The organism is Burkholderia sp. IO2, assembly GCF_029522185.1.
Taxonomy (GTDB): domain Bacteria; phylum Pseudomonadota; class Gammaproteobacteria; order Burkholderiales; family Burkholderiaceae; genus Burkholderia; species Burkholderia cenocepacia.
The window spans coordinates 16,119-37,845 of sequence record NZ_JAKWFH010000065.1 but is presented as its reverse complement, the minus strand read 5'-3'; the positions used below and the strand labels follow the sequence as shown (position 1 = coordinate 37,845).

General features: G+C 68.8%; 19 protein-coding genes. 12 read left to right on the top strand and 7 right to left on the bottom strand.

Annotated elements, in window-relative coordinates; genetic code table 11:
* Positions 1-297: 297 nt before the first annotated feature.
* Positions 298-1,200, top strand: a complete 903-nt coding sequence (locus tag MMB92_RS30265; protein ID WP_212250584.1) for a LysR substrate-binding domain-containing protein — start codon at positions 298-300, stop codon at positions 1,198-1,200.
* A gap of 172 nt (positions 1,201-1,372) precedes the next feature.
* Positions 1,373-1,693: a pyrimidine/purine nucleoside phosphorylase gene (locus MMB92_RS30260; RefSeq protein WP_006478890.1), complete on the top strand. Its 321-nt coding sequence runs from the start codon at positions 1,373-1,375 to the stop codon at positions 1,691-1,693.
* A gap of 98 nt (positions 1,694-1,791) precedes the next feature.
* Here the strand turns inward: MMB92_RS30260 and MMB92_RS30255 are convergent, their stop codons facing one another.
* The 4 genes from MMB92_RS30255 to MMB92_RS30240 form a co-directional block, all read right to left on the bottom strand.
* The gene (locus MMB92_RS30255; RefSeq protein ID WP_006482964.1) at positions 1,792-2,124 is read right to left on the bottom strand and encodes a hypothetical protein; all 333 of its coding nucleotides are present in this window, start codon (positions 2,122-2,124) and stop codon (positions 1,792-1,794) included.
* A gap of 485 nt (positions 2,125-2,609) precedes the next feature.
* Positions 2,610-4,397 (bottom strand): chloride channel protein, encoded by a 1,788-nt coding sequence (locus tag MMB92_RS30250; protein WP_006494688.1) that lies wholly within the window; start codon positions 4,395-4,397, stop codon positions 2,610-2,612.
* Between the two features lie 14 nt (positions 4,398-4,411).
* Complete coding sequence (locus MMB92_RS30245; protein WP_006482973.1) at positions 4,412-4,825, bottom strand: helix-turn-helix domain-containing protein; 414 nt, start codon at positions 4,823-4,825, stop codon at positions 4,412-4,414.
* Positions 4,826-4,948: 123 nt separating this feature from the next.
* Positions 4,949-6,124 (bottom strand): HPP family protein, encoded by a 1,176-nt coding sequence (locus MMB92_RS30240; RefSeq protein WP_006494689.1) that lies wholly within the window; start codon positions 6,122-6,124, stop codon positions 4,949-4,951.
* A gap of 362 nt (positions 6,125-6,486) precedes the next feature.
* Between MMB92_RS30240 and MMB92_RS30235 the strand changes: the two genes are divergently transcribed.
* Positions 6,487-7,455 carry a LysR family transcriptional regulator gene (locus MMB92_RS30235; RefSeq protein WP_006494690.1) on the top strand — a complete coding sequence of 323 codons (969 nt, stop codon included), beginning with the start codon at positions 6,487-6,489 and terminating at the stop codon, positions 7,453-7,455.
* 25 nt (positions 7,456-7,480) lie between these two features.
* Here MMB92_RS30235 and MMB92_RS30230 read toward each other — a convergent pair whose 3' ends face one another.
* Both MMB92_RS30230 and MMB92_RS30225 read right to left on the bottom strand, forming a co-directional pair.
* A complete protein-coding gene (locus MMB92_RS30230) occupies positions 7,481-8,845 on the bottom strand; it encodes an MFS transporter (protein WP_006482968.1) in 1,365 nt (454 codons plus the stop codon).
* Between the two features lie 64 nt (positions 8,846-8,909).
* Positions 8,910-9,848: a 2-hydroxyacid dehydrogenase gene (locus MMB92_RS30225; protein WP_277563143.1), complete on the bottom strand. Its 939-nt coding sequence runs from the start codon at positions 9,846-9,848 to the stop codon at positions 8,910-8,912.
* A 113-nt stretch (positions 9,849-9,961) separates the two neighbouring features.
* Between MMB92_RS30225 and MMB92_RS30220 the strand changes: the two genes are divergently transcribed.
* The 6 genes from MMB92_RS30220 to MMB92_RS30195 all read left to right on the top strand — a co-directional run bounded on the left by MMB92_RS30220 (position 9,962) and on the right by MMB92_RS30195 (position 17,036).
* A complete protein-coding gene (locus tag MMB92_RS30220) occupies positions 9,962-10,870 on the top strand; it encodes a LysR substrate-binding domain-containing protein (RefSeq protein ID WP_006482957.1) in 909 nt (302 codons plus the stop codon).
* Positions 10,871-11,150: 280 nt separating this feature from the next.
* Entirely contained in the window at positions 11,151-12,182 is a 1,032-nt protein-coding gene (locus MMB92_RS30215) for a TRAP transporter substrate-binding protein (protein WP_062910446.1), read from the top strand.
* Between the two features lie 3 nt (positions 12,183-12,185).
* The gene (locus tag MMB92_RS30210) at positions 12,186-14,072 is read left to right on the top strand and encodes a TRAP transporter large permease subunit (RefSeq protein ID WP_080403476.1); all 1,887 of its coding nucleotides are present in this window, start codon (positions 12,186-12,188) and stop codon (positions 14,070-14,072) included.
* An 8-nt stretch (positions 14,073-14,080) separates the two neighbouring features.
* Positions 14,081-15,163, top strand: a complete 1,083-nt coding sequence (locus tag MMB92_RS30205) for a LacI family DNA-binding transcriptional regulator (protein ID WP_059720791.1) — start codon at positions 14,081-14,083, stop codon at positions 15,161-15,163.
* Complete coding sequence (locus tag MMB92_RS30200; protein ID WP_059720792.1) at positions 15,160-16,182, top strand: hydroxyacid dehydrogenase; 1,023 nt, start codon at positions 15,160-15,162, stop codon at positions 16,180-16,182. The genes MMB92_RS30205 and MMB92_RS30200 overlap by 4 nt, the downstream gene beginning before the upstream one ends.
* Positions 16,179-17,036: an amidohydrolase family protein gene (locus MMB92_RS30195; protein ID WP_060211180.1), complete on the top strand. Its 858-nt coding sequence runs from the start codon at positions 16,179-16,181 to the stop codon at positions 17,034-17,036. Before MMB92_RS30200 ends, MMB92_RS30195 begins: the two co-directional genes overlap by 4 nt.
* Positions 17,037-17,150: 114 nt before the next feature.
* Here MMB92_RS30195 and MMB92_RS30190 read toward each other — a convergent pair whose 3' ends face one another.
* A complete protein-coding gene (locus MMB92_RS30190; protein ID WP_006483972.1) occupies positions 17,151-18,239 on the bottom strand; it encodes an ionic transporter y4hA in 1,089 nt (362 codons plus the stop codon).
* Between MMB92_RS30190 and MMB92_RS30185 the strand changes: the two genes are divergently transcribed.
* The 3 genes from MMB92_RS30185 (at position 18,238) to paaK (ending at position 21,727) form a co-directional block, all read left to right on the top strand.
* Positions 18,238-18,381, top strand: coding sequence for a hypothetical protein (locus MMB92_RS30185; protein WP_195904441.1), 144 nt, complete (start codon positions 18,238-18,240; stop codon positions 18,379-18,381). The two genes, MMB92_RS30190 and MMB92_RS30185, sit on opposite strands and share 2 nt — an antisense overlap.
* A gap of 406 nt (positions 18,382-18,787) precedes the next feature.
* Positions 18,788-20,344, top strand: coding sequence for a 3-hydroxyacyl-CoA dehydrogenase (locus tag MMB92_RS30180; RefSeq protein ID WP_062910448.1), 1,557 nt, complete (start codon positions 18,788-18,790; stop codon positions 20,342-20,344).
* A gap of 60 nt (positions 20,345-20,404) precedes the next feature.
* The gene (gene paaK, locus MMB92_RS30175; protein WP_277563142.1) at positions 20,405-21,727 is read left to right on the top strand and encodes a phenylacetate--CoA ligase PaaK; all 1,323 of its coding nucleotides are present in this window, start codon (positions 20,405-20,407) and stop codon (positions 21,725-21,727) included.

Below are 21,727 nucleotides of genomic sequence, written 5' to 3'. Positions count from 1 at the left end.
GAAGGTCGCCCTCGTCGCATGCATGCGCAAGCTGCTCATCACGCTCAACGCCATCGCTCGCACTGGCGAGCGTTGGCAGCCGGATTTCAATTGCGCATGACATGGGCTGTCTCAAGATGGTTGCTGTGGGGCCGGGTGGGGCGTCTGATGCGCATGCGACGACCAAGCATATAAATTTCTTTTGCGTACCAGAAGCTGCTAAATTGCTTTGGTGCACACCGTCGGTTGCCGCTCGGGAATACCCTGAGCGATGGCGCCGCGCGCCGCACAGGGTTTCCACGGATCACGCATTGCCCCATGAAATACCATCAGCTGAAAGCGTTCGTCACCGCCGCGGAGGAGGGCAGCATTCGTGCGGCCGCGCGGCGCCTGAACGTGTCGCCGGCCGCGTTGACGAAGGCGGTGAAGGAGCTGGAGATCGCGCTCGGCGTGTCGCTCGTCGTGCGCACCGCGCGCGGCGTGCAGCTCACCGCGTTCGGCCAGCAACTGCAGGTGCGCGCGCGGCTCATCGTCGCCGAAATGCAGCGCGCCCGCGACGACATCGAGCAGGCGCAGGGCGCGATGACGGGTTCCGTCGCGGCGGCGATCACGCCCGCGGCGGCGGTGACGATCCTGCCCGACGCATTCCGTGCGTTCCGGCGCCGCTTTCCGGTGGCGCGCGTCAATCTGGTCGAAGGGTTCCCGGGGGTCGCGCTGCCGCGCCTGCACGACGGCTCGCTCGATTTCGCGGTGGCCGTCGTCGTGCCTGAACTGCTCGCCGCCGAGTTCGATCATGCGGAGCTCTACGCGAGCCGCTCGCTGATCGTCGCGCGCAAAGGGCATCCGCTCGCGTCGGCCACGTCGCTCGCCGATCTCGTCGAGGCCGACTGGCTGATGAATCCGTCGCCGGAAAGCTCCACGCAGGTGTTGTTCAATTCGTTCGTCGCGTACGGGCTGCCGGTGCCGGCGCGCGTCATCGAATGCCCGAGCTTCGGTCTTGCGCACAGCCTGATGACCGGCTGCGACCTGATCGCATCGATGCCCGAGCAACTGCTGCAAGGCGAGTGGGCGCGCGAGCAGCTCGCGGTGCTGCCGATTCGCGAGCGCCTGCCGGGCGTATCGGTTCAGGTCGTCACGCGCCGCGACAGCCCGCTGACGCCGGCCGCGGCGATGCTGCTCGATTGCCTGCGCGATTCCGCGCGGCGCAAGGGGTTGCGGTGAACCGGCGCCCCACAGAATCACGTAGTGATCCTGACGATTGTGGGTCCGGCACGCACCGGTAGCGCGCCATTCCGATACACGTTGCGCGAGCCGGTATCATAGCGGCCGGCCCGCCGCTCCGGCCGGCCTCCAACTCCATCGCCATCCGGCATCCAGCAATCAGAGGCATCACATGACCAGTGCAACCCAATTCGACAACGTATCGGTCGTCAAGCGCGCGAACGTCTATTTCGACGGCAAGTGCGTGTCGCATACCGTGCTCTTCCCGGACGGCACGCGCAAGACGCTCGGCGTGATCCTGCCGTGCGCGCTCAACTTCGGCACGGATGCGCCCGAATTGATGGAAGTGCAGGCCGGCAAGTGCCGCGTGAAGCTCGACGGCAGCAGCGAATGGCAGACCTACGGCGCCGGCGAATCGTTCTCGGTGCCGGGCAAGAGTCGCTTCGACATCGAAGTGCTCGAGACGCTCGATTACGTCTGCAGCTACCTGTAAGACGCCTTCCGCGCCGCAAAGAAAAAGCCCCGCCGAAGCGGGGCTCGTCGCAAGCGGATGGCGCAAGGCCATCCGGTGCGCCTGTTCTCGTTACATCGTTACAGGCAGGCGTTGATGTCGCCGGCGGACGCTGCATCGCCGCGCACGCCGACCCACGTCTTCGCACCCGGCTTCCACGACGGACGCACCATCGCGGCGGCGCCGTTCGGCGGCTGCTGGCCCGGTGCGTACACATCGGTCGCGAGGCCGTTGGCCAGCACGTTCTGCGAGATCACCTGTTGTTGCGACTTGTCGGCCCAGGTCTTGGCGATGCACGCCGAAACGTCGGGAGCGTCTTTCTGGCTTTGTCCCACGTTTTGCACGGCAGGTTCAGCGGCATGAGCAGAAATTGCCACGGTCAATGCGATGAGCGGTAAGTATTTCACGTTCACGTTATCTCCCTCGAGTCGTGATTGATTGAGTGGGATGCGCAGCAGTGCTGCGTGCAAGTGAGATCGCATCGGGCGGGCACGGTTCCGGTCATTCCGAAACAAGTTGTTAACGCGCTTGCCAAATGGCGGCTCGGATGCTGCGCATGTTGCTGCGGCGCGGCATGCGTCGTGTACGGCTCGACGTCATGCGTGGCGCGGTCGGTGCGCTGCCCGGTCGTGGTGTGGTGAGGTGACGGTCGCGGCAGGCGGCATGTACGTGCATGCCGCGCCGCGACTCTTTATCGAATGGCGAAGTGGAATGGCTATTGGATGGCCCCGTCGCATGAGCACCATGATGACAAACTTTCGTCTGTTGAATTGTTAACCAACTTTAAACGGCGGAAAGCGACGGGAAGGCGATGCGGCGCGCGACGGGCGCACCGTATCGTGGCGCGGCGTGAGGCAGGGAAGCGGCGCGCGGCAGAGCGCCGCGCACGCGAACGACGTCAGCCGGCCTTGCGCGAGCCGATGCCGCGCAGGTTGACCGGTACGACCGGACGGAAGCGCTCGCGCTTGTGTTCGTCGTCGAAGTGCTGGAGCGCCGGCTTGATCAGGTCGCTGCGCGACACGATCCCCGTGATGCGCAGCGATTGCTCGTCGGCGACCACCGGCAGGCGTTCGAGGCCGAGCATCGCGAGGCGCGACGCGACGACGCGGCACGTTTCGTGCGCCAGCGCGACGGCCGGTGCACGATCGGCGAACGCGGCCGAGATCGGCGTGTCGGCGCCGGCCTGCGCACGTTGCGCGTCGAGCGTCGCGCGATCGACGAGGCCGAGCAGGCGGCCGTTCTGCACGACCGGGTACGCGCGGTGTGTCTGCTTCGCGCCGAAGTATTGCGTCTCGACGGTATCGAGCGTCGCTGTGCCGTCGATCGCGACGAGCAGATCGGCCGACGTCATCACTTCGCCGATGTCGTGCCGCTCCAGCGGATCGACGCCGTATTCGCGATAGATGTGGTAGCCGCGGCGTGCGATCTTTTCCGTCATGATCGAGCGCTTCATCACGATGGTCGCGAAGCCGTGCGCGACGAGCGTCGCCGCGAGCAGCGGCAGCAGCGCATTGGTGTCGTGCGTGAGGCCGAAGGCGAACACGATCGCGGTGAGCGGGGCGCCGAGCGTCGCGCCGAGCGTCGCGGCCATGCACACGAGCGGCCACAGCGCCGGATCGCCGCCCGGCAAGACCGGCGACAGCACGGTGCCGAGGCCGGCGCCGAGCATCAGCAGCGGGGCGAGCACCCCGCCCGACGTGCCGGAGCCGAGCGCGATCACCCACATCACGGCCTTCACGATCAGCAGCGCGAGCGCGATCTTCAGCGCGATGTGCTGGTGCAGCAGGTCGCCGATCACGTCGTAGCCGACGCCGAGCGCGCGCGGCTCGAGCCAGCCGCCGACGCCGATCACGATCGCGCCGAGCGCGGGCCACCACATCCAGTGCACGGGCAGCTTCGCGAAGGTGTCTTCGACGCGGTAGAGCGCCGCCGACAGGCCGCATGCGAGCGCACCCGACAGCAGGCCCGCGACGATGCACGACAGCAGCGCGACGGGCGTGGGCGCGGCGGTCGTCAGCGGAAACAGCGGATCGACGCCGAAGAACACCGCGCGTGCGAAGCCGGCCACCGCGCACGCCAGCGCGACCGGCAGGAAACTGCGCGGGCGCCATTCGAACAGCAGCAGCTCGACCGCGAGCAGCACGGCGGCCACCGGCGTGCCGAACACGGCGGTCATGCCGGCGGCTGCACCGGCGACGAGCAGCGTCTTGCGCTCGGCGGCGGTCACGTGCACGCACTGCGCGATCAGCGAGCCGAGCGCGCCGCCCGTCATGATGATCGGGCCTTCGGCGCCGAACGGGCCGCCGCTGCCGATCACGACGCCGGACGACAGCGGCTTGAGGATCGCGACCTTCGGCGACATGCGGCTCTTGCCGAACAGGATCGCCTCGATCGCTTCCGGAATGCCGTGGCCGCGAATCTTCTCCGAACCGAAACGCGCCATCAGGCCGACGATCAGCCCGCCGATCACCGGGACGGCGATCACCCAGGCGCCGAGCGTGTTGTTCGCGGGCGAATGATCGGCGAACGAGAACTGCTGGAAGAAGAACAGGTTCGTGAACAGGTGGATCAGGCTCAGCAGCACGAACGCGGCAAGCGTGCTGAGCAGGCCGATCACGGCGGCAAGCAGCGCGATCCTGGGCAGGCGTTCGTTGGTCGAGAAATCGCGTTTATGTGGGGCGTTCATCGGAGTGGCAAGGGTCAGTAATCGATCTGGGGAACCTGGAACGTGTCCTTGAGCGACTTCAGTTCGGCGCGATGCATGGCCGCGAGGCGGGCGAGCAGCGTTTCGCCGGCGTGCTCGAGGTGGACTTCGACCTGGCGGCGGTCGGCTTCGCTCGGCTTGCGCTTCACGAGCCCGAGCGCTTCGCAGCGCGTCACCAGCGCCACGACGCCGTGGTGCTGCGCCTGCAGGCGTTCCGCGAGTTCGCCGATGGTCGCCCATTCGCGATGCGGATAGCCCTTGATGTGCAGCAGCAGCAGGTATTGCAGCGGCGTCACGCCTTCGCTTTGCGCGGCGCGTTCGGAGAAGCGCTCGAAGCGGCGCATCTGGTAGCGGAACTCGGACAGTTGCTGGAAATCGCCTTTCGTCAGCGCGCGTCGGGTATCGTTCATCGAGGTCGGTCGGGCAGTCGGTTACGGTGGCGGTAAATATATCATAACATGATATAAATGGCCGAAATCAGGCGGAATGATCGCATTCCGCGTGTCGCAGGCGGTGACGTGACGGGGTGCGCGCTACGCGGCCTCGAGCATTTGGGTCTGCTGATACAGGCCCGTGACGAGATCTGTCTGCGTAATGATGCCGACGAGCCGGCGCGACGCATCGACGACCGGAATATGGTGGTGGCCCGAATGCGTGAACAGCGGCACGAGCGCCGTAATCGGCATGGTTTCCGGCACCGATGCGACGTCGCGCGTCATCACGGACGCGACGCTCGCGGGCTGGCCGCCGAACGATTGCGGCAACCGCGCGGACAGGCGCTGCCACAGCGGGGCCGGACGGCGCAACTGACGCGTGAGGTCGGCGCGCGTGACGATGCCGGTCAGGCGGCCTTCGCCGTCGACCACCGGTAGCGCCTTCACGCGGTGGCGATCGAGCAGCGTGAGCGCGGCTCCGACCGACGTCGACGGCGCGACCTCGATCGCATGCTTCGTCATCAGGTCGGCGCACTTCAACTGGCCGAACGTGCGCGTATAAGCCTGCATTTCGGTTTCGCGCAGCAGCGTTTCGAGATCGTCCGGATCGACGTCGAGCCATTCGCTGCGGCGCTTCAGCACCGCGTCGAGGTCGCCGCGCGTGAAGCCGCCGCGCGCCGGGGCGGCGCCGCCGGTCTGCGGTTTCGCTTCGGGGCGCACGCCGCCGTGCGGGTAGCGGTGCCCGGTCAGCGCGTGGTAGACGAGCGCGGCCGACAGCAGGATCGCCGATTGCAGCGCGATCGGCTGCAGGACGAAGCCGAAGCCGAGCGCATGGATCGCCGGACCGCCGACCACGGCCGTGAGCGCGACGGCGCCCGACGGCGGATGCACGCAGCGCAGCGCGAACATGCCGCCGATCGCGCAGGCGATCGCGACCGCGGCGGCCGTGATCGGATCGGCGATCCATTGCGCGCACGCGACGCCGACCGTCGCCGCGACGAGATTGCCGCCGATGATCGACCAGGGCTGCGCGAGCGGGCTCGCCGGCACCGCGAACAGCAGCACGGCCGACGCGCCCATCGGCGCGACGAGCAGCGGCACGAGGCCCGGTACGCCGGGCAGCAGCCGCATCGTGACGCCGACCGTCGCAATGCCGACGAGCGCGCCGGTGCACGAGCGCAGGCGCTCGCGCCAGCCGAGTGTCATCGGATGGGGAATGAAGCTGTGCAGCCACTGCCGCAACGTGCGGCGCGACGGGGAGGAGCCTGACGACATGGACGGTAAGCGGTAAAAATGACAACGCGAGGGCGCGGCGGCCAAGCGCGGAATTATATCGTGTTGTGATACAAATTGTCGCGCGGCATCGCGTCGTTGCACGCGTGCGACGCGCAAATCTTGCAAAATGCTTTCACCGGATGAGAGCTTGCGTGCGCACAATCGCCCAAATTTGTCTGCAGCGGCGTACAATTCGGCGCACTGAATTCCCCCGTCATGCCAGAACCCCGTACGCGATGCCCGCTCTCCCGCCTTCTCCCCGGCACGGTGATCGATTCGACGTGGTTCGCGGCCGTGTTCCGTTGCCCCTCTGACGCGAGCGCCGCCGACGCCTCCCCACTGACTCTCCCCAAGCCAATTCAATGGACATGCTCGAAAACATGCGCCTGTTCGTGCGCGTCGTCGAAGCCGGCAGTTTTACTGCGGTCGCGAAGGAAATCGACGCGACCACCGCGCAGGTGTCGCGCGCGGTCTCGAACCTCGAAGCCCACGTACAGACGCGCCTGCTGCATCGCACGACCCGTCACCTCGGCCTGACCGAAAGCGGCGAGCGCTATTTCGAGCGCGCGAAATCGATCCTCGCGGAAATCGACTACGCGAACGCGGAGGCGCGCAACGCGCTGCTGCGGCCGAGCGGCAAGATGCGCATTCACGCGATGACGGGGCTCGGGCAGAGTCATGTCGTGTCGTCGATCGTCCGCTACCAGGAGGACAACCCCGACGTATCGGTCGAGCTGACGCTGGCGCAGCGGATGCCGAATCTGGTCGAAGAGGGCTACGACGTATCGATCGTGACCGCGTCGCAACTGCCCGATTCGGGCTATGTCGCGCAGACCTGCGGCACGAGTTGCAGCGTACTCGTCGCGTCGCGCGAATACCTGGCACGGCACGGCACGCCGCAGACGCCCGACGAACTGCCGAACCACGTGTGCCTGCGCCTCGACACGCCCGCGTCGCCGGCCGGCGAATGGCGCCTGGAGCGCAGCGACGGCGAGGAAACCGTCTACGAGCTGCAGCCGGCGCCGTTCCAGGTCAACGTGCCGGATGCGCTGTGCGTCGCGGTGCGCGCCGGGCGCGGGATCGCGTGCGTGGCGCTGTATACGGTGCTCGACGATATCCGCGAAGGGCGCCTGATCCGCGTGCTGCCCGAGTACCGGCTGCAGACGGTGAGCGTCTATGCGGTCTACGCGACGCGCCGCTATCTCGATGCGAAGATCCGCACCTTCCTCGACCACCTGCGCACGACGCTCACGCCCGCGCTCGAGAACGATCTGCGCGAACTCGACCGGCTGACGACGGAGCACGTGCCGAGCAGCCGCCAACGCGCGTGACGGCGCCGGCGTGCGGCCGCGGCGCTCATGCGGCCGGCGCGATGCGGATCCGCTCGAAGCGGCCCGCGAGCCATACGTACGCCGCAATGCCGATCAGTCCGTGCGCGGCGACGAACCACAACGCGCCGGCGAACGAGCCGGTGCTCGCGACGAAGTAGCCGATCACGAGCGGCGTGACGATCCCGGCGATGTTGCCGAGGCCGTTGAACACGCCGCCGCTCAGCCCGACCATGCCTTCCGGCGCCGTGTCGGCGAGCACGGCCCAGCCGACCGCTGCGAGCCCCTTGCCGAAGAACGCGATCGTCATCAGCGCGATCACGACCGCGTTCGACGATGCGCCGTTCGCGAGCACGAGCAGCGTCGCCATTGCCATCCCCGCGACGAACGGCGTCTTGCGCGCCCTCGACGGATGCATGCCGCGCCGGATCAGCCAGTCCGACAGCACGCCGCCGAGCACGCCGCCCGTGAAGCCGCAGATCGCCGGCAGCGCGGCGACCCAGCCGGCTTCCATGATCGTCATCCCGCGTCCCTTGATCAGGTAGATCGGGAACCACGTGATGAAGAAGTAGGTGAGCGCCGTGATGCAGTACTGGCCGATGTAGATCGCCCACAGGTTCCGGTGGCGGAACAGTTGCGACACGTCGTGCCACGACACGCGCGGCCGCTCGCGCACGCGGTTCGCTTCCAGATCGACGAGCGCGCCGTGAGCACGCAGGTAGTCACGCTCCGCGTCGGTCACGCGCGGATGGCCGTGCGGCTCGCGATACCACGCGAACCACAGCGCGGCGAGCGCGATGCCGAGCAGCCCCATCCACAGGAAGACGTGCTCCCAGCCGAGCGCATGCGTGAGCCACGCCATCGCCGGCGTGAACAGCACGACGGCCATGTACTGCGCGGAATTGAACAGCGCCGACGCGGTGCCGCGTTCGGCCGTCGGGAACCAGCAGGCGACGATCCGCGAATTGGCCGGAAACGCCGGCGATTCGACGAGGCCGAGCATGAAGCGCATCACGAACAGCGCGAGTGTCGCGGCCGCGCCCTGCACGGCGAACGCGCCGACCGTGCCCTGCAGCATCGTGAACACCGACCACAGCAACAGGCTCAGGCCATACACGCGCCGTGCGCCGAAGCGGTCGAGCAGCCAGCCGCCCGGAATCTGGCCGATCGCATAGGCCCACGCGAACGCGGAAAAGACGACGCCGAGCTGGACCGGCGTGAGCCCGAGATCGTGCGCGACGCCGGTGCCGGCGATCGACATCGTCGCGCGGTCCGCATAGTTGACGACGGTGACCGCGAAAATCAGCGCGAGGACCGCGTAACGGACGCGGCCGATCGTGCGCGAGGCGGCGGGCGAGGCGGCGACGGCAGCGCCGCTGGATCGATGGGACATGCGTGTCTCCTGGCCTCCGTCGTGCGGAGGCATCCGGTGTTGTAACGGGCGGGCGGTGTGGCGCTCAGCGGGTGACGCTGGTCGGCGGGCGCTGGCCCGCGAAGCATGCGGCGAGGTTCGCGAGCACGATGCGGCCCATTGCCTCGCGCGTTTCGTGCGTGGCGCTCGCGCGGTGCGGCTGCACGACGACGCGATCGAGTTCGAGCAGCGCGGCCGGCACGTGCGGTTCGTTCGCGAACACGTCGAGACCGGCGCCGGCGATCGTGCCGTCGGCCAGCGCGCGCACGAGCGCGGCTTCGTCGACCAGCTTGCCGCGCGCGACATTGATCAGGAATCCTTGGGGGCCGAGCGCGGCGAGCACATCGGCCGTCACCAGCACGTTGCCGTGATCGGCCGAGGCCGCGATCACGAGCACGTCGCTGTCGCGTGCGAGCGCGGCGAGGTCGGGCACGAAGCGATAGCCGCTGTCGCGATGCTCGCGCGGGCCGAAGTAACTGACGGGCATCCGGAACGCCTGCGCGCGCTGCGCGATCGCGCGTCCGACACGGCCGAGCCCGACGATGCCGAGCCGCTTGCCGGTGACCTGCGTCGCGAGCGGCTGCGCCGTTTTGCCCCAGCGGCCGGCGCGCACGATCCGCTCGCCGGCGCCGAGGTCGCGCAGGGTCATCAGGATCAGGCCCAGCGCCATGTCGGCGACGTCGTCGGTCAGTACGTCGGGGGTCGTCGTCACGTGGATGCCGCGCGCCCGGGCGCGGTCGAGATCGACCGCGTCGGTGCCGATGCCGTTGATCGCGATGATCTCGAGCGCGGCGAGCCGGTCCATCAGCGCGGCGGACAGGCCGTTCGCGCCACCCGTCACGACGCCGCGAATGCGCGGCGCCACGCGATCGAGCAGCGCCTCCGGTTGCTCGGCCGCATACAGCCGGTGCACGGTATAACCGGCGGACAGTTCGGCGTCGATGGTGTCGGGAAGCGGCTGGGTCAGCAGGATGTCGATGGTCATGAAGGTCTCGGTCGTCGTGCGCGGCGCGGGCCGTGCATCAGGTGGAACCGAGTATAGAAATCGTATCGATATCGGTCTAACATCAAAAGACTATCGATTGATTCAAGATTTGAATGATTGAACTGCACCAGCTTCGCTGTTTCGTCGCGGTCGCCGAAGAGCTGCATTTCGGCCGCGCGGCCCGGCGACTCTTCATGACCCAGCCGCCGCTCAGCCGGCAGATCCAGTTGCTCGAGCACGCGCTCGGCATCGCGTTGCTCGAGCGCAGCAGCAGGCAGGTCAGCCTGACCGCGGCCGGCGAGCGCTTCCTGCGCGACGCGCGGCACATCCTCGAATTTTCCGCGCGCGCCGAGCAGGCCGCGCAGCGCGTCGCGCATGGCGGGGCCGGGCGCATCACGCTCGGCTTCACGGCCGTCAGTGCGTACCGGATGATTCCGGTGCTGCTCGCGCACGCGGCGCATGCGTTGCCGGACGTCGACGTCGAATTGCGCGAGATGGTGTCGACCGTGCAGATCGACGCGCTCGCGTCGCGGATGCTCGACGCGGGTTTCGTGCGCCAGCGCGCGGCGCGCCAGCCGCTCGAATACCGGCTCGTGCAGCGCGAACCGATGCTCGTCGCGGTCGCGGAGGGCGCGCCGCTCGCGACCTACGAGCAGATCGGCCCCGACGAGCTCGACCGGCAGCCGTTCATCGCGTATTCGCCGAACGAGGGCAAGTATTTCCACGACATGATCTCGGGGATGTTCGCGGGTGCCGGGCGGCTGCCGAACTACCTGCACTACGTCGGCCAGACGCATACGATCCTCGGCCTCGTGCGCGCGGGGCTCGGCGCGGCGCTGGTGCCGGCGTCGGCGCGCGAGCTTCATGTGGACGGCGTGGTGTTCCGACCGCTGGCCGGCGTCAACGTGGCGGCCGAGCTGTATCTCGCATGGCGCGCGGACAACGACAATCCGGCGCTGCCGGTGTTCAACGCGATGGTCGAGCGGTTTCTGACGGACAGCGCGGACGATCCGGGCGTTTAGCGGTGCGCCTGCTCGCCTGAGCGGCCTGCCGCGTACCACCGAAAGTCGGTCGTCGGATGATCGACGACGGGGGCGCGAATTGTTTGCGGCGTCCCTCCAACGCGTGAAAAACGGCGATTTTTCATACGAATTCCGCCCGAAATACGCGCCACACGATCCGGATTTTTTGTCCTGAACAGGGGAAACCCCCATTTTTCTCTCATCGGTCGTCGTATTACTGTATCGATACACTAAATCGATACAGTCGCGTCGCGAGACGCACTCGCAAAGGAGACGGCTCATGAATACCTACAACCGGCGGCGCTTTCTGCAGACGGTGTCCGCCGCCACGCTGGCGGCCGCGGGCGGCTTGCCGGAAGGCGTGCGCGCGCAGCAGCCGGTCGTCACCCTGCGCTGCTCGTCGTCGATGCCGGCCGACCAGAACGCCGCGCATTACGTGTGGTACGAGCGTCTCGCCGCGAACCTGAAGGCGAGCGTGGGCGATGCGATCCGGGTCGACTACTTTCCGAACAGCCAGCTCGGCAAGGAAAACGATGTCGTGCAGCAGGTCAAGATCGGCGCGATCGACATGATGATCTCGGGCTCGTCGATCTGGGCCACGATCGCGCCGGAGCTCGGGATGCTCGATCTCGGCTACCTGTTCGACAGCTACGCGCACGTCGCGAAGGCGCTCGACGGTCAGGTCGGCACGAGCCTGAACGCGCTGCTGCAAAAGCGCGCCGGATGCTCGGTGCTGACCTGGGGTTCGCATTTCGGCGGGCGCTGCGTATTCACGAAGCAGCCGGTGACGGCGTTGCCCGGGCTGAAGGGGACGAAGCTGCGCGTGCTGCCGACGCCCGCGTTCATGGATACCTTCAAGGCGATGGGCGCGGTGCCGACGCCGATTCCGTTCGGCGAGCTGTACATGGCCGTGCAGACGGGCGTCGTCGACGGTCTCGAGCACGATCCCGCCACGGTGCTCGCGAGCCGCTTCGACGAGATCGTGAAGTCGTGCTGGCAATCGCGCCACGTGTTCGCGGCGATGACCGTCGTGATGGGGCGGCGTGCGCTCGACCGGATTCCGGCCAATCTGCGGCCGGCCTTCGATCGCGCGGTGGCCGACGCGACCGCGCAGCAGCGTGCGATTGCCGCGCAGAAGGCCGCGCAGGCGGAGCAGGCGCTGAAGCAGCGCGGCATGGCGTTTTACCCGCTGGCCGACGCCGAGCGTGCGGCGTTGCGGCAGACGATGCACGATCGCCTGTATGTGGCGTTCGCGAAGCAATATCCGGCCACCGCGCCGCTGTTTCCGGCGATCGCCGCCGCGCGGGGTTGAGCGATGGACATGCACTCCGTGTCGGGCGCCGCGCCGGCTCCCGCTGCAGGCCAACCGGCGCATCGCGCCGCCCGCGTGCTGGATGCGCTGCTGCGCTGGCTCGAGTACCTGTCGGCCGCGGTGCTCGGCGTCGACGTGCTCGTCGTGTTCGTGTCGGTCGTGTTCCGCTATTTCCTGCACGACCCGGTCGACTGGGCCGAGGAAGTGGCCAGCGCGCTGATGATCGTGCTCGTGTTCTTCGGCGCGGCGACGGTGCTCGGGCGCAGCCAGCATGTCGGCATCGACGTGTTTCGCGGCCGGCTGCCGGCACGCTGGCAGGGCGCGCTGATCCAGGTCGGCCACTGGATCGTGGCGGCCGTCGCGCTGAACCTGCTGGTGTCGTCGTGCCAGTTGCTCACGGATTCGTACGACCAGTTGACGACGGGCGGCTTGCCGGGCTGGATCAACGGGTATCCGATGATGTTCGGCGCGCTGTTCATGACGGTATTCGCGCTTGCGAATGCGCTGAACGCGCCGCGCCGCCGGGTGATCGGCACGTTCGCGTGCTGCGCGGCGCTCGCGGGCGCCGTGTACGGCTGGAACGCGCTGTGGCCCGCGCATGCGGTCGCGCCGGGCACGCTGCTGGTCGCGGGCTTCGTCGGCGGGCTGGTGCTCGGCGTGCCGATCGGGTTCGTGCTGGCGTTCTCGGCGCTGCTGTATTTCCTCGCGGATCCGACGCTGCCGCTGCTGGTCTACTCGCAACAGGTGATGGCCGGCGCCGATCACTTCGTGCTGCTCGCGGTGCCGTTCTTCGTGCTGGCCGGGCTGCTGATGGAGACCAACGGGATGTCCGCGCGGCTCGTCGAGTTGCTGCTGCGAATTTTCGGGCGCGTGCGGGGCGGGCTCGGCCTGATCGTGATCTTCGCGACGGCGTGCTTTTCCGGCGTGTCGGGCTCGAAACTGGCCGATATCGCGGCGGTGGGCGGCGTCGTGATGCCGGCGGTGCGCCGCGCGCGGCAGGACCCCAACGAAACCGCCGCGCTGCTCGCGTGCAGCGCGGTGATGGCCGAAACGATTCCGCCGTGCGTGAACATGATCATCATGGGCTTCGTCGCGAACATCTCGATCGCCGGGCTGTTCGTCGCGGGGATCGTGCCGGCGGCCGTGCTGGCCGCGTCGCTCGCGGTCGTGACGGTGATCACCGGGCGCAGGATCGACGTGGCCGAGGTGTTCGGCGAGCGTCGCGCGTGGCTGCCGCTCGCGGGCGGCGCGCTCGTCGCGCTGGTCATGGTCGCGATGATCGGCAAGGGCGTGACGTCGGGGATCGCGACGTCGACCGAAGTGTCCGCGTTCGCGGTGGTCTACGCGCTCGTCGTGGGCTGGCTCGCGTTCCGCGAACTGACGTGGCGCTCGGTCGGCCGCGTGTTCGTGCGCGCCGCGTCGATGGCGAGCGGTATCCTGTTCATCGTCGCGGCGGCGTCGAGCGTGTCGTTCGCGCTGTCGATCGAGCAGATTCCGGCCCTCGTCTCGGGCACAATGACGGCGTTTGCCCATCAATACGGCGCGACGATGTTCCTGCTGCTGGCGGCGCTGCTGATGATCGTGTTCGGCGCCGTGCTCGAAGGCGCGCCCGCGCTGATCATCTTCGGGCCGCTGCTCGCGCCGATCGCGCTGCAGCTCGGCATCCATCCGCTGCATTTCGGCACGGTCGTGGTGGTGGCGATGGGGTTCGGGCTGTTCGCGCCGCCGGTCGGCCTCGGGCTGTTCACGACCTGCGCGATCACGGGCACCGAGGTCGGGCGCGTGGCCCGGCCGATGGTGAAATATCTGCTGGTGCTGTTCGCCGCCCTCGTGGCGCTGATCTTCGCACCGGCGTTTTCGTTGTGGCTGCCGGCCCATTTCGGCCTGTAGCCCGTTCTATGCAAGACGACATGAGTACGATTCAGGACGTGGCCCGTCATGCGGCCGTTTCGGTCAGCACGGTTTCGAACGTGCTCAACGGACGCACCGACCAGATGAAGCCGGAGACGCTCGAACGCGTGAAGGCGGCGATGGACGCGCTGCAGTACCGGCCGAGCACGCTCGCGCGCCAGCTTAAGACGGGGCAGACGCCGCTCGTCGGGCTGCTGGTGCCGTCGATGGCGAACCCGATGTACGGCTACATCGCGCGCGAGATCGAGGCCTGCGCGCAGGAACGGTATGGCCATCGCGTGCTGATCGGCAACACCTACCGCGATGCGCGCAAGGAGGCGTCGTTCTTCGACGATCTGTACGCGCACGGCGTGCGGCGCGTGATCGTGATCTCGTCGCTCGCCGACGAAAGCCACCTCGAGCGCGCGGCCGAACGCGGGATGGCGGTCGTCAGCTACGACCGGCGCGCGACACCCGGCGAGCAATCGAAGGTCGATCACGTGACGGCCGACAACGAGGCGGCCGCGCGGCTCGCGACACGCCGGCTCGTTGACGCCGGCCATACGCGGCTCGCGTTCGCGACGGTGGCCGGCATCACGGTGAGCCGCAGCGACAAGATCCGCGGCTTTCTCGCCGTGGCAAGCGAGGCGGGCGGCGCCACCCAGGCGCGCGTGCTCGACGGCGGTCCCGCGAACGAATACGGCGACTCGGTGATCGTCGACGTCGGGCGTGCGCTCGGCGTCGAGCTCGCGGCCGATCCCGCGCGGCCGACCGGCATCGTCGCGGTCAATGACCTGTTCGCGCTCGGCCTGATGGCCGGGCTGCGCGACGGCGGCTTGCGGGTGCCGGACGATGTCTCCGTCATCGGGATGGACGGTCATTTCCTGTCGGCGATCTCGTGGCCGGCGCTGACCACGGTGCAACTGCCGGTCACCGAAATGGCCGGCGAGATGGTGCGGCGCGTGATGCGGCAGGAGGGCGACGCACCGTCCGCCGGGCCATGCGTGTTCGCGGACGTGACGCTCGTGGAGCGCGCCTCGGTCGCGCCGCCGCCGGCGCAGGCGGCCGGCACGAACGGAGGTCACGCATGACGCGGGTCTACGTCACGCATCCGAGCGGGATGATCGACCACTACTTCGGCGCCAGGGCGTTGCGCGCGCTGCGCGCGATCGCGGACGTCACCTGCAACCCGCACGATCGCGAACTCGACACGGACGAACTGATTGCCGCCGCGCAGGGATGCGACGCGATCATCGCGTACCGGCAGACCCCGGCGCCTCGCGCGCTGTTCGCGGGGCTGCCGGTACTTGCCGCGTTCCTGCGTTGCGCGGTCGACATCCGGACGGTCGACGTCGCCGCGGCGAGCGCGTGCGGCGTGCTGGTCACGCAGGCGAGCCCCGGCTTCGGGCCGGCCGTCGCCGAGTGGGTCGTCGGCGCGATGATCGACCTCGCGCGCGGGATCGGCGGCTACGCGGACGCGTACCATCGTGGCGCGCCGCCGGTGCCACGGATGGGGCGCGAACTGCGCGGCAGCACGCTCGGCCTGATCGGCTATGGGCAGATCGCGCGCCATCTCGCCCCCGTCGCGACGGCGCTCGGCATGCGCGTGCTCGTCAGCGATCCGTACGTGCGGGTCGACGCGCCGCCGCCCGAACAGGTCGACGCCGCCACGGTGCTGCGCGATTCGGATTACGTCGTCTGCCTTGCGCCGGCCACGCCGGCCACCGCGAACCTGATCGATGCGGCGGCATTCGCGGCGATGAAGCCGGGTGCGTGCTTCATCAATGCGTCGCGCGGCGAACTCGTCGACGAGCAGGCGCTGGCCAACGCGCTCGCCAGCGGGCGGCTGGCCGGTTGCGCGCTGGACGTCGGCCGTGCTGCGGACCAGATGCCGACGCCCGCGCTCGCCGCGCATCCGCGCGTCATCGCGACCCCGCACATCGGCGGGCTGACGCTGCCGGCGATCGAGCATCAGGCGCTGGAGACGGTCGACCAGCTCGCCGCGCTGCTCGACGGGCGCGTGCCGACCGGCGCGGTCAACGCCGCGCAGGCGACGCGGCTCGCGCGCTGGCGCGCGTCGCACGCATCCGTCGCGCCGGGCGGGCGATGATCCGCGACGGCGTGGGCGGCACGCGGTTCCCGGACGCGTGCGATTGCCATATCCATATCTACGACGATGCGTACCCGCTCGCGCCGACGGCGACGTTTCGGCCGCCCCATGCGCCGGCGGACGCGTATCGGCGCGTGCAGCGCGCGCTCGGCCTCACGCGCGTGGTGATCGTACAGCCGACCGGCTATGGCGCCGACAACCGATGCACGCTCGCTGCACTGGCCGCGTTCGGTCCGCAGGCGCGCGGCGTCGCGACGTTGCCGGTCGACGTGCCGGATGCGGAGCTGGAGCGGCTGCATGCCGCCGGCATGCGCGGCGTGCGCTTCATGATGCTGGCGGGCGGCACCGCGCAATGGAGCGATCTGGAACGGATGGCCGCGCGGATCGCGCCGCTCGGCTGGCATATCGACCTGCAGTTCGACGGTCGCACGCTGGCCGATCTCGAACCGACGCTGGCGCGGCTGCCGGCGCGCGTGGTGATCGATCACACGGGCAAATTCCTGACGCCCGTCGCCCCGGATGCACCGTCCTTTGTCGCACTGCGACGCCTGCTCGATCGCGGCCACGCATGGGTGAAGTTGTCCGCGCCGTACGAGACGTCGCAATCCGGCGCACCGGGCTACGACGACGTCGCGCGTCTCGCCGCCGTGCTCGCGCGCGGCCATTCGACACGCTGCGTGTGGGGCAGCAACTGGCCGCATCCGAACGCATCGCCGCTGCCGGACGATGCACGCCTGCTCGGCTGGCTGCACGATTGCGCGGCGGACGACGCGATTGCCCGCGCGATCCTGGTCGACAACGCGGCTGCGCTCTATGGATTCGAGACGGACACGCAGCGCGAAACCGTCGCGTGACGCGCTGCCGCCCCCGTTGGGTCACGGCGGCGCGAAGCGAAGGACAGGGAAGGGACTTGAAGAAGTGCAAGCGGCCCGCCGGAGCGAATCCGCCGGGCCGCTTGCATTGGAGCGTCAGTGGGTGATCGACAGGAACAGGTACGCGGCGAACAGCGCGACGTGCACGACGCCGTGCAGCACCGTCGTGCGCCCCTGGCTCAGCGTGAGCGTACTGACCAGCAGCGTGAGCGCGAGCAGGACCGTTTCCATCGCGCCGATCCCGAGCGTGAGCGGCTGGCCGACCCAGATGAACACGGCCGCGACGGTCGGGATCGTGAGCCCGATGCTCGCGAGCGCCGAACCGAGCGCGAGGTTCATGCTGGTCTGCAGGCGGTTCGCCCGCGCGGCGGTGACGGCCGCGAGCCCTTCCGGCAGCAGCACGAGCGCGGCGATCACGATACCGACCGCGGCTTCGGGCGCGCCGAGCTTCAGCACCGCATGCTCGACGGCCGGCGACAGCAGCTTCGCGAGCAGCACGACCGCGACGAGGCTCGCGAACAGCAGCACCATGCTGGTGATCGCGGTGCGGTTGCTCGGCGCCGCCGCGTGCACCGCTTCGTCCGCGGTGTCGTGCGCGGCGAGGAAGTAGTCGCGGTGGCGCACGGTCTGCACGAACACGAACGCGCCGTACAGCACGAGCGACGCGACGCCGGCGAACGCGAGCTGCGATTTCGAGAAGAACGGGCCCGGGGCGGCGCTCAGGTAGTTCGGCATCACGAGCGACAGCACCGACAGCGACGCGAGCACCGCGAGCGCCTTGCTCGCGCCGCGCCCCTGGAAGTCCTGTTCGCCGTGCTTCCATGCGCCGACCAGCAGGCAGATGCCGACAATGCCGTTACAGATGATCATCACGGCGGCGAACACGGTGTCGCGGGCGAGGCCCGATTTCTCCGGGCCCGCGCCGAGCATCACCGACACGATCAGCGCGACCTCGATGACGGTCACGGCGACCGCGAGCACGAGCGTGCCGAACGGTTCGCCGACGCGGTGCGCGACGACTTCCGCGTGGTGGACGGCGGCGAACACGGCGCCGGCGAGCGCGGCGGCGAACACCGCGATGACGAGGCCTTCGGCCGGCACCGCGCGCGACAGCGCGAGTACCAGCCAGGCGGCAAGCGGGGCCCAGAGGGTCCAGCGCGGGAGCTGGTTGGACGACAGCGGCATGGAGGGTTTCCTTATGCGAGTGGCGGCGCGCGACGCGCCGTCACGGGTTGACGAAGCCCGGCCGTACTATCCGCCGAACGAGGACGATGAAACCGAAAAGGTGGCGGCGCGCAACGGCGCTGCCCGGGGTTCGCTGCCGTGAGGCGGCGAGGGGCGCGGGCGGGCCGAGGCCCGTCGCGGGATGAAACGGTTCGATGCGGTTGCCCGCGGATGGCGAGAAGAGCGCACGTGACGACGCGTGGCCGGCGGCTCGATTCGACCCCGACAGGGCGGGCGGCGATGGACGGCGGTGACGGCGCGACACGCTTTCCCCCTGAAATCCGGCAATTTGTCGAATTTTATCAGGCGTTCGGGGGTCACTATCTCATATTCGAACGCTTACGTTGACCTTTCGGTTGATAAAAAGTTGCCCGATGTTTCGATTTTTTTGTCGTTGCAGTTTCCGTAACGATGTCTTGCCCGACAAATTCGGGCTCGCCCTGACATAAATCTACCGACCGGTCGGTTTATAATCGCTCGCACTTCCACTTCATGACGGATCGCAAGCGATGGCTGTTTCCTCTGCACATTCGGTGAACTCGGGCGCACTCGTGCCGTCGGCCGTCGTCGGCGTGATCGGCGCCGGCGCGATGGGCGCGGGCATTGCGCAGGTCGCGGCGGCGGCCGGCCATGCGGTGCTGCTCTACGACCTGAACGAAGCGGCCTGCGACAAGGCGCTGGCCGGCATCCGTGCCCAGTTCGCCCGGCTGGCCGAGAAGGGCCGGCTCGAACCGGCGCAGGCCGACGCGGCCGGCAACCGGGTCCGCGCGGTGCGCGCGCTGGCCGATTTCGCGGGTGCGGCGCTGATCGTCGAGGCGGCGGCGGAACGGCTCGACGTGAAGCGCGAGATTTTCGCGACGCTCGAACGTCATGTCGACGACGCGTGCGTGCTCGCGACCAACACGTCGTCGATCTCGATCACGTCGATCGCGGCCGGGCTGCGCGTGCCGCAGCGCGTCGCCGGCCTGCATTTCTTCAATCCCGCGCCGCTGATGGCGCTCGTCGAGGTGGTCAGCGGGCTCGCGACCGCGCCCGAGGTTGCGCAGATGCTGTATGCGACCGCCGCTGCGTGGGCCAAGCAACCGGTGATGGCGAAATCGACGCCGGGCTTCATCGTGAACCGCGTCGCGCGGCCGTATTACGCGGAGGCGTTGCGCGTGCTGAACGAGCAGGGCGGCGCACCGGCGTCGATCGATGCGGTGATGCGCGAAGCCGGCGGGTTCCGGATGGGGCCGTTCGAGTTGATGGACCTGATCGGCCACGACGTGAACTTCGCGGTGACCGAGTCGGTGTTCCGCGCGTACTTCAACGATCCGCGCTACACGCCGTCGCTGATTCAGCAGGAACTCGTCAACGCGGGCTTCCTCGGACGCAAGTCCGGACGCGGCTTCTATTCGTATGCGGACGGCGCGACGCCGCCTGCCCCCGATCTCGAACCGCCGCGCGCCGCGCCGGCGGACGTCGTGCTGTTTGCGCAGGAGGGCCCGGCCGCCGCGCTGCATGCGCGCTTCGTCGACCGTATCGCAGGCGCCCGTCAGGCCGGTGCGCAGCCGGACGATCTGCTGGCCACGGCCGGCCGCGCGTCGATCGCGCTGACCGATGGCCGGACGGCCACCGCGCGCGCCGCACAAACGGGCGTGGCGGATCTCGTGCTCGTCGATCTCGCGCGCGATTACGCGCAGGCGGGGCTCGTCGCGCTGACCCGCGCGCTCCAGTGCGGCGACGCGGCCTATGCGGATGCGGTCGGCCTGTTCCAGCAGGCGGGCTTTCGTGTCGTCGGCGTCGCGGACGTGCCGGGGATGGTCGCGATGCGCACCGTCGCGATGCTCGCGAACGAGGCGGCCGACACGGTGAACCAGGGCGTGTGCTCGCCGGCCGACCTCGATCTCGCGATGGAGAAGGGCGTGAACTATCCGTGCGGCCCGCTCGCGTGGGCCGACGCGATCGGCCTCGGCCGCGTGCACCGCGTGCTGTCGAACCTGGCAGCGAGCTATGGCGAGGACCGCTATCGCGTGTCGCCGCGCCTCGCCGCGCTGCATGCGGCCGGCCGCACGTTCCGGTCGTAGCCGCCCGCCCCGGTTACTTCGAACACGATAACGACATCACGCCATTGGAGGAGCACCCCGATGACTCACCCGACGCATCCCGCCGCCGCCCTCGAGCCGATCGAGACCGCCAGCCGCGACGAACTGCAGGCGCTGCAGCTCGAACGCCTCAAGTGGTCGCTGCGCCACGCGTACGACAACGTCCCGCACTATCGCCGCACGTTCGACGCGGCCGGCGTGCATCCGGACGACCTGAAATCGCTCGCCGATCTCGCGAAATTCCCGTTCTCGACCAAGAACGACCTGCGCGACAACTATCCGTTCGGCCTCTTCGCGGTGCCGCGCGAGCAGGTCGTGCGCGTGCACGCGTCGAGCGGCACGACCGGCAAGCCGACCGTGGTCGGCTACACCGCGCGCGACATCGACACGTGGGCGAACGTGACCGCGCGCTCGATCCGCGCGGCCGGCGGCCGCCCGGGCGATACGCTGCACAACGCGTTCGGCTATGGTCTCTTCACCGGCGGCCTCGGGATTCACTACGGCGCGGAGCGGCTCGGCTGCATGGTCGTGCCGATGTCCGGCGGGCAGACCGAGAAGCAGGTGCAACTGATTCGCGACTTCGAGCCGAAGATCATCCTCGTCACGCCGTCGTACATGCTGAACCTGGTCGACGAGATGGTGCGGCAGGGGATGGACCCGGCCGAATCGTCGCTGAAGATCGGCATCTTCGGCGCCGAACCGTGGACGCAGGCGCTGCGCAATGAAGTGGAGACGCGCGTGGGCATCGACGCGCTCGACATCTACGGGCTGTCGGAAGTGATGGGCCCGGGCGTCGCGTGCGAATGCGTCGAGACGAAGGACGGCCCGGTGATCTGGGAAGACCATTTCTACCCGGAGATCATCGATCCCGTCACCGGCGAAGTGCTGCCCGACGGCAGCCAGGGCGAGCTCGTGTTCACGTCGCTGACGAAGGAGGCGATGCCGGTGATCCGCTACCGCACGCGCGACCTCACCGCGCTGCTGCCGCCGACCGCGCGCGCGATGCGCCGGCTCGCGAAGATCACGGGCCGCTCCGACGACATGCTGATCGTGCGCGGCGTGAACGTGTTTCCGAGCCAGATCGAGGAGATCGTCGTCGCGCTGCCGATGTTGTCGGGCCAGTTCCAGATCACGCTGTCGCGCGACGGTCACATGGACCGGCTCGACCTCGCGGTCGAGTTGCGCTCCGAGGCGGCGGCGTCCGTCACCGACGGCGAGCGCGCGGCGCTCGCGCGCGAGTTGCAGCACCGGATCAAGACGATGGTCGGCGTGTCGTCCGGCGTGACGGTGCTGGCAGCCGGCGGCATTCCGGCGACCGCGACCGGCAAGGCGCGCCGCGTGATCGATCGCCGTCAGGCCGCCTGA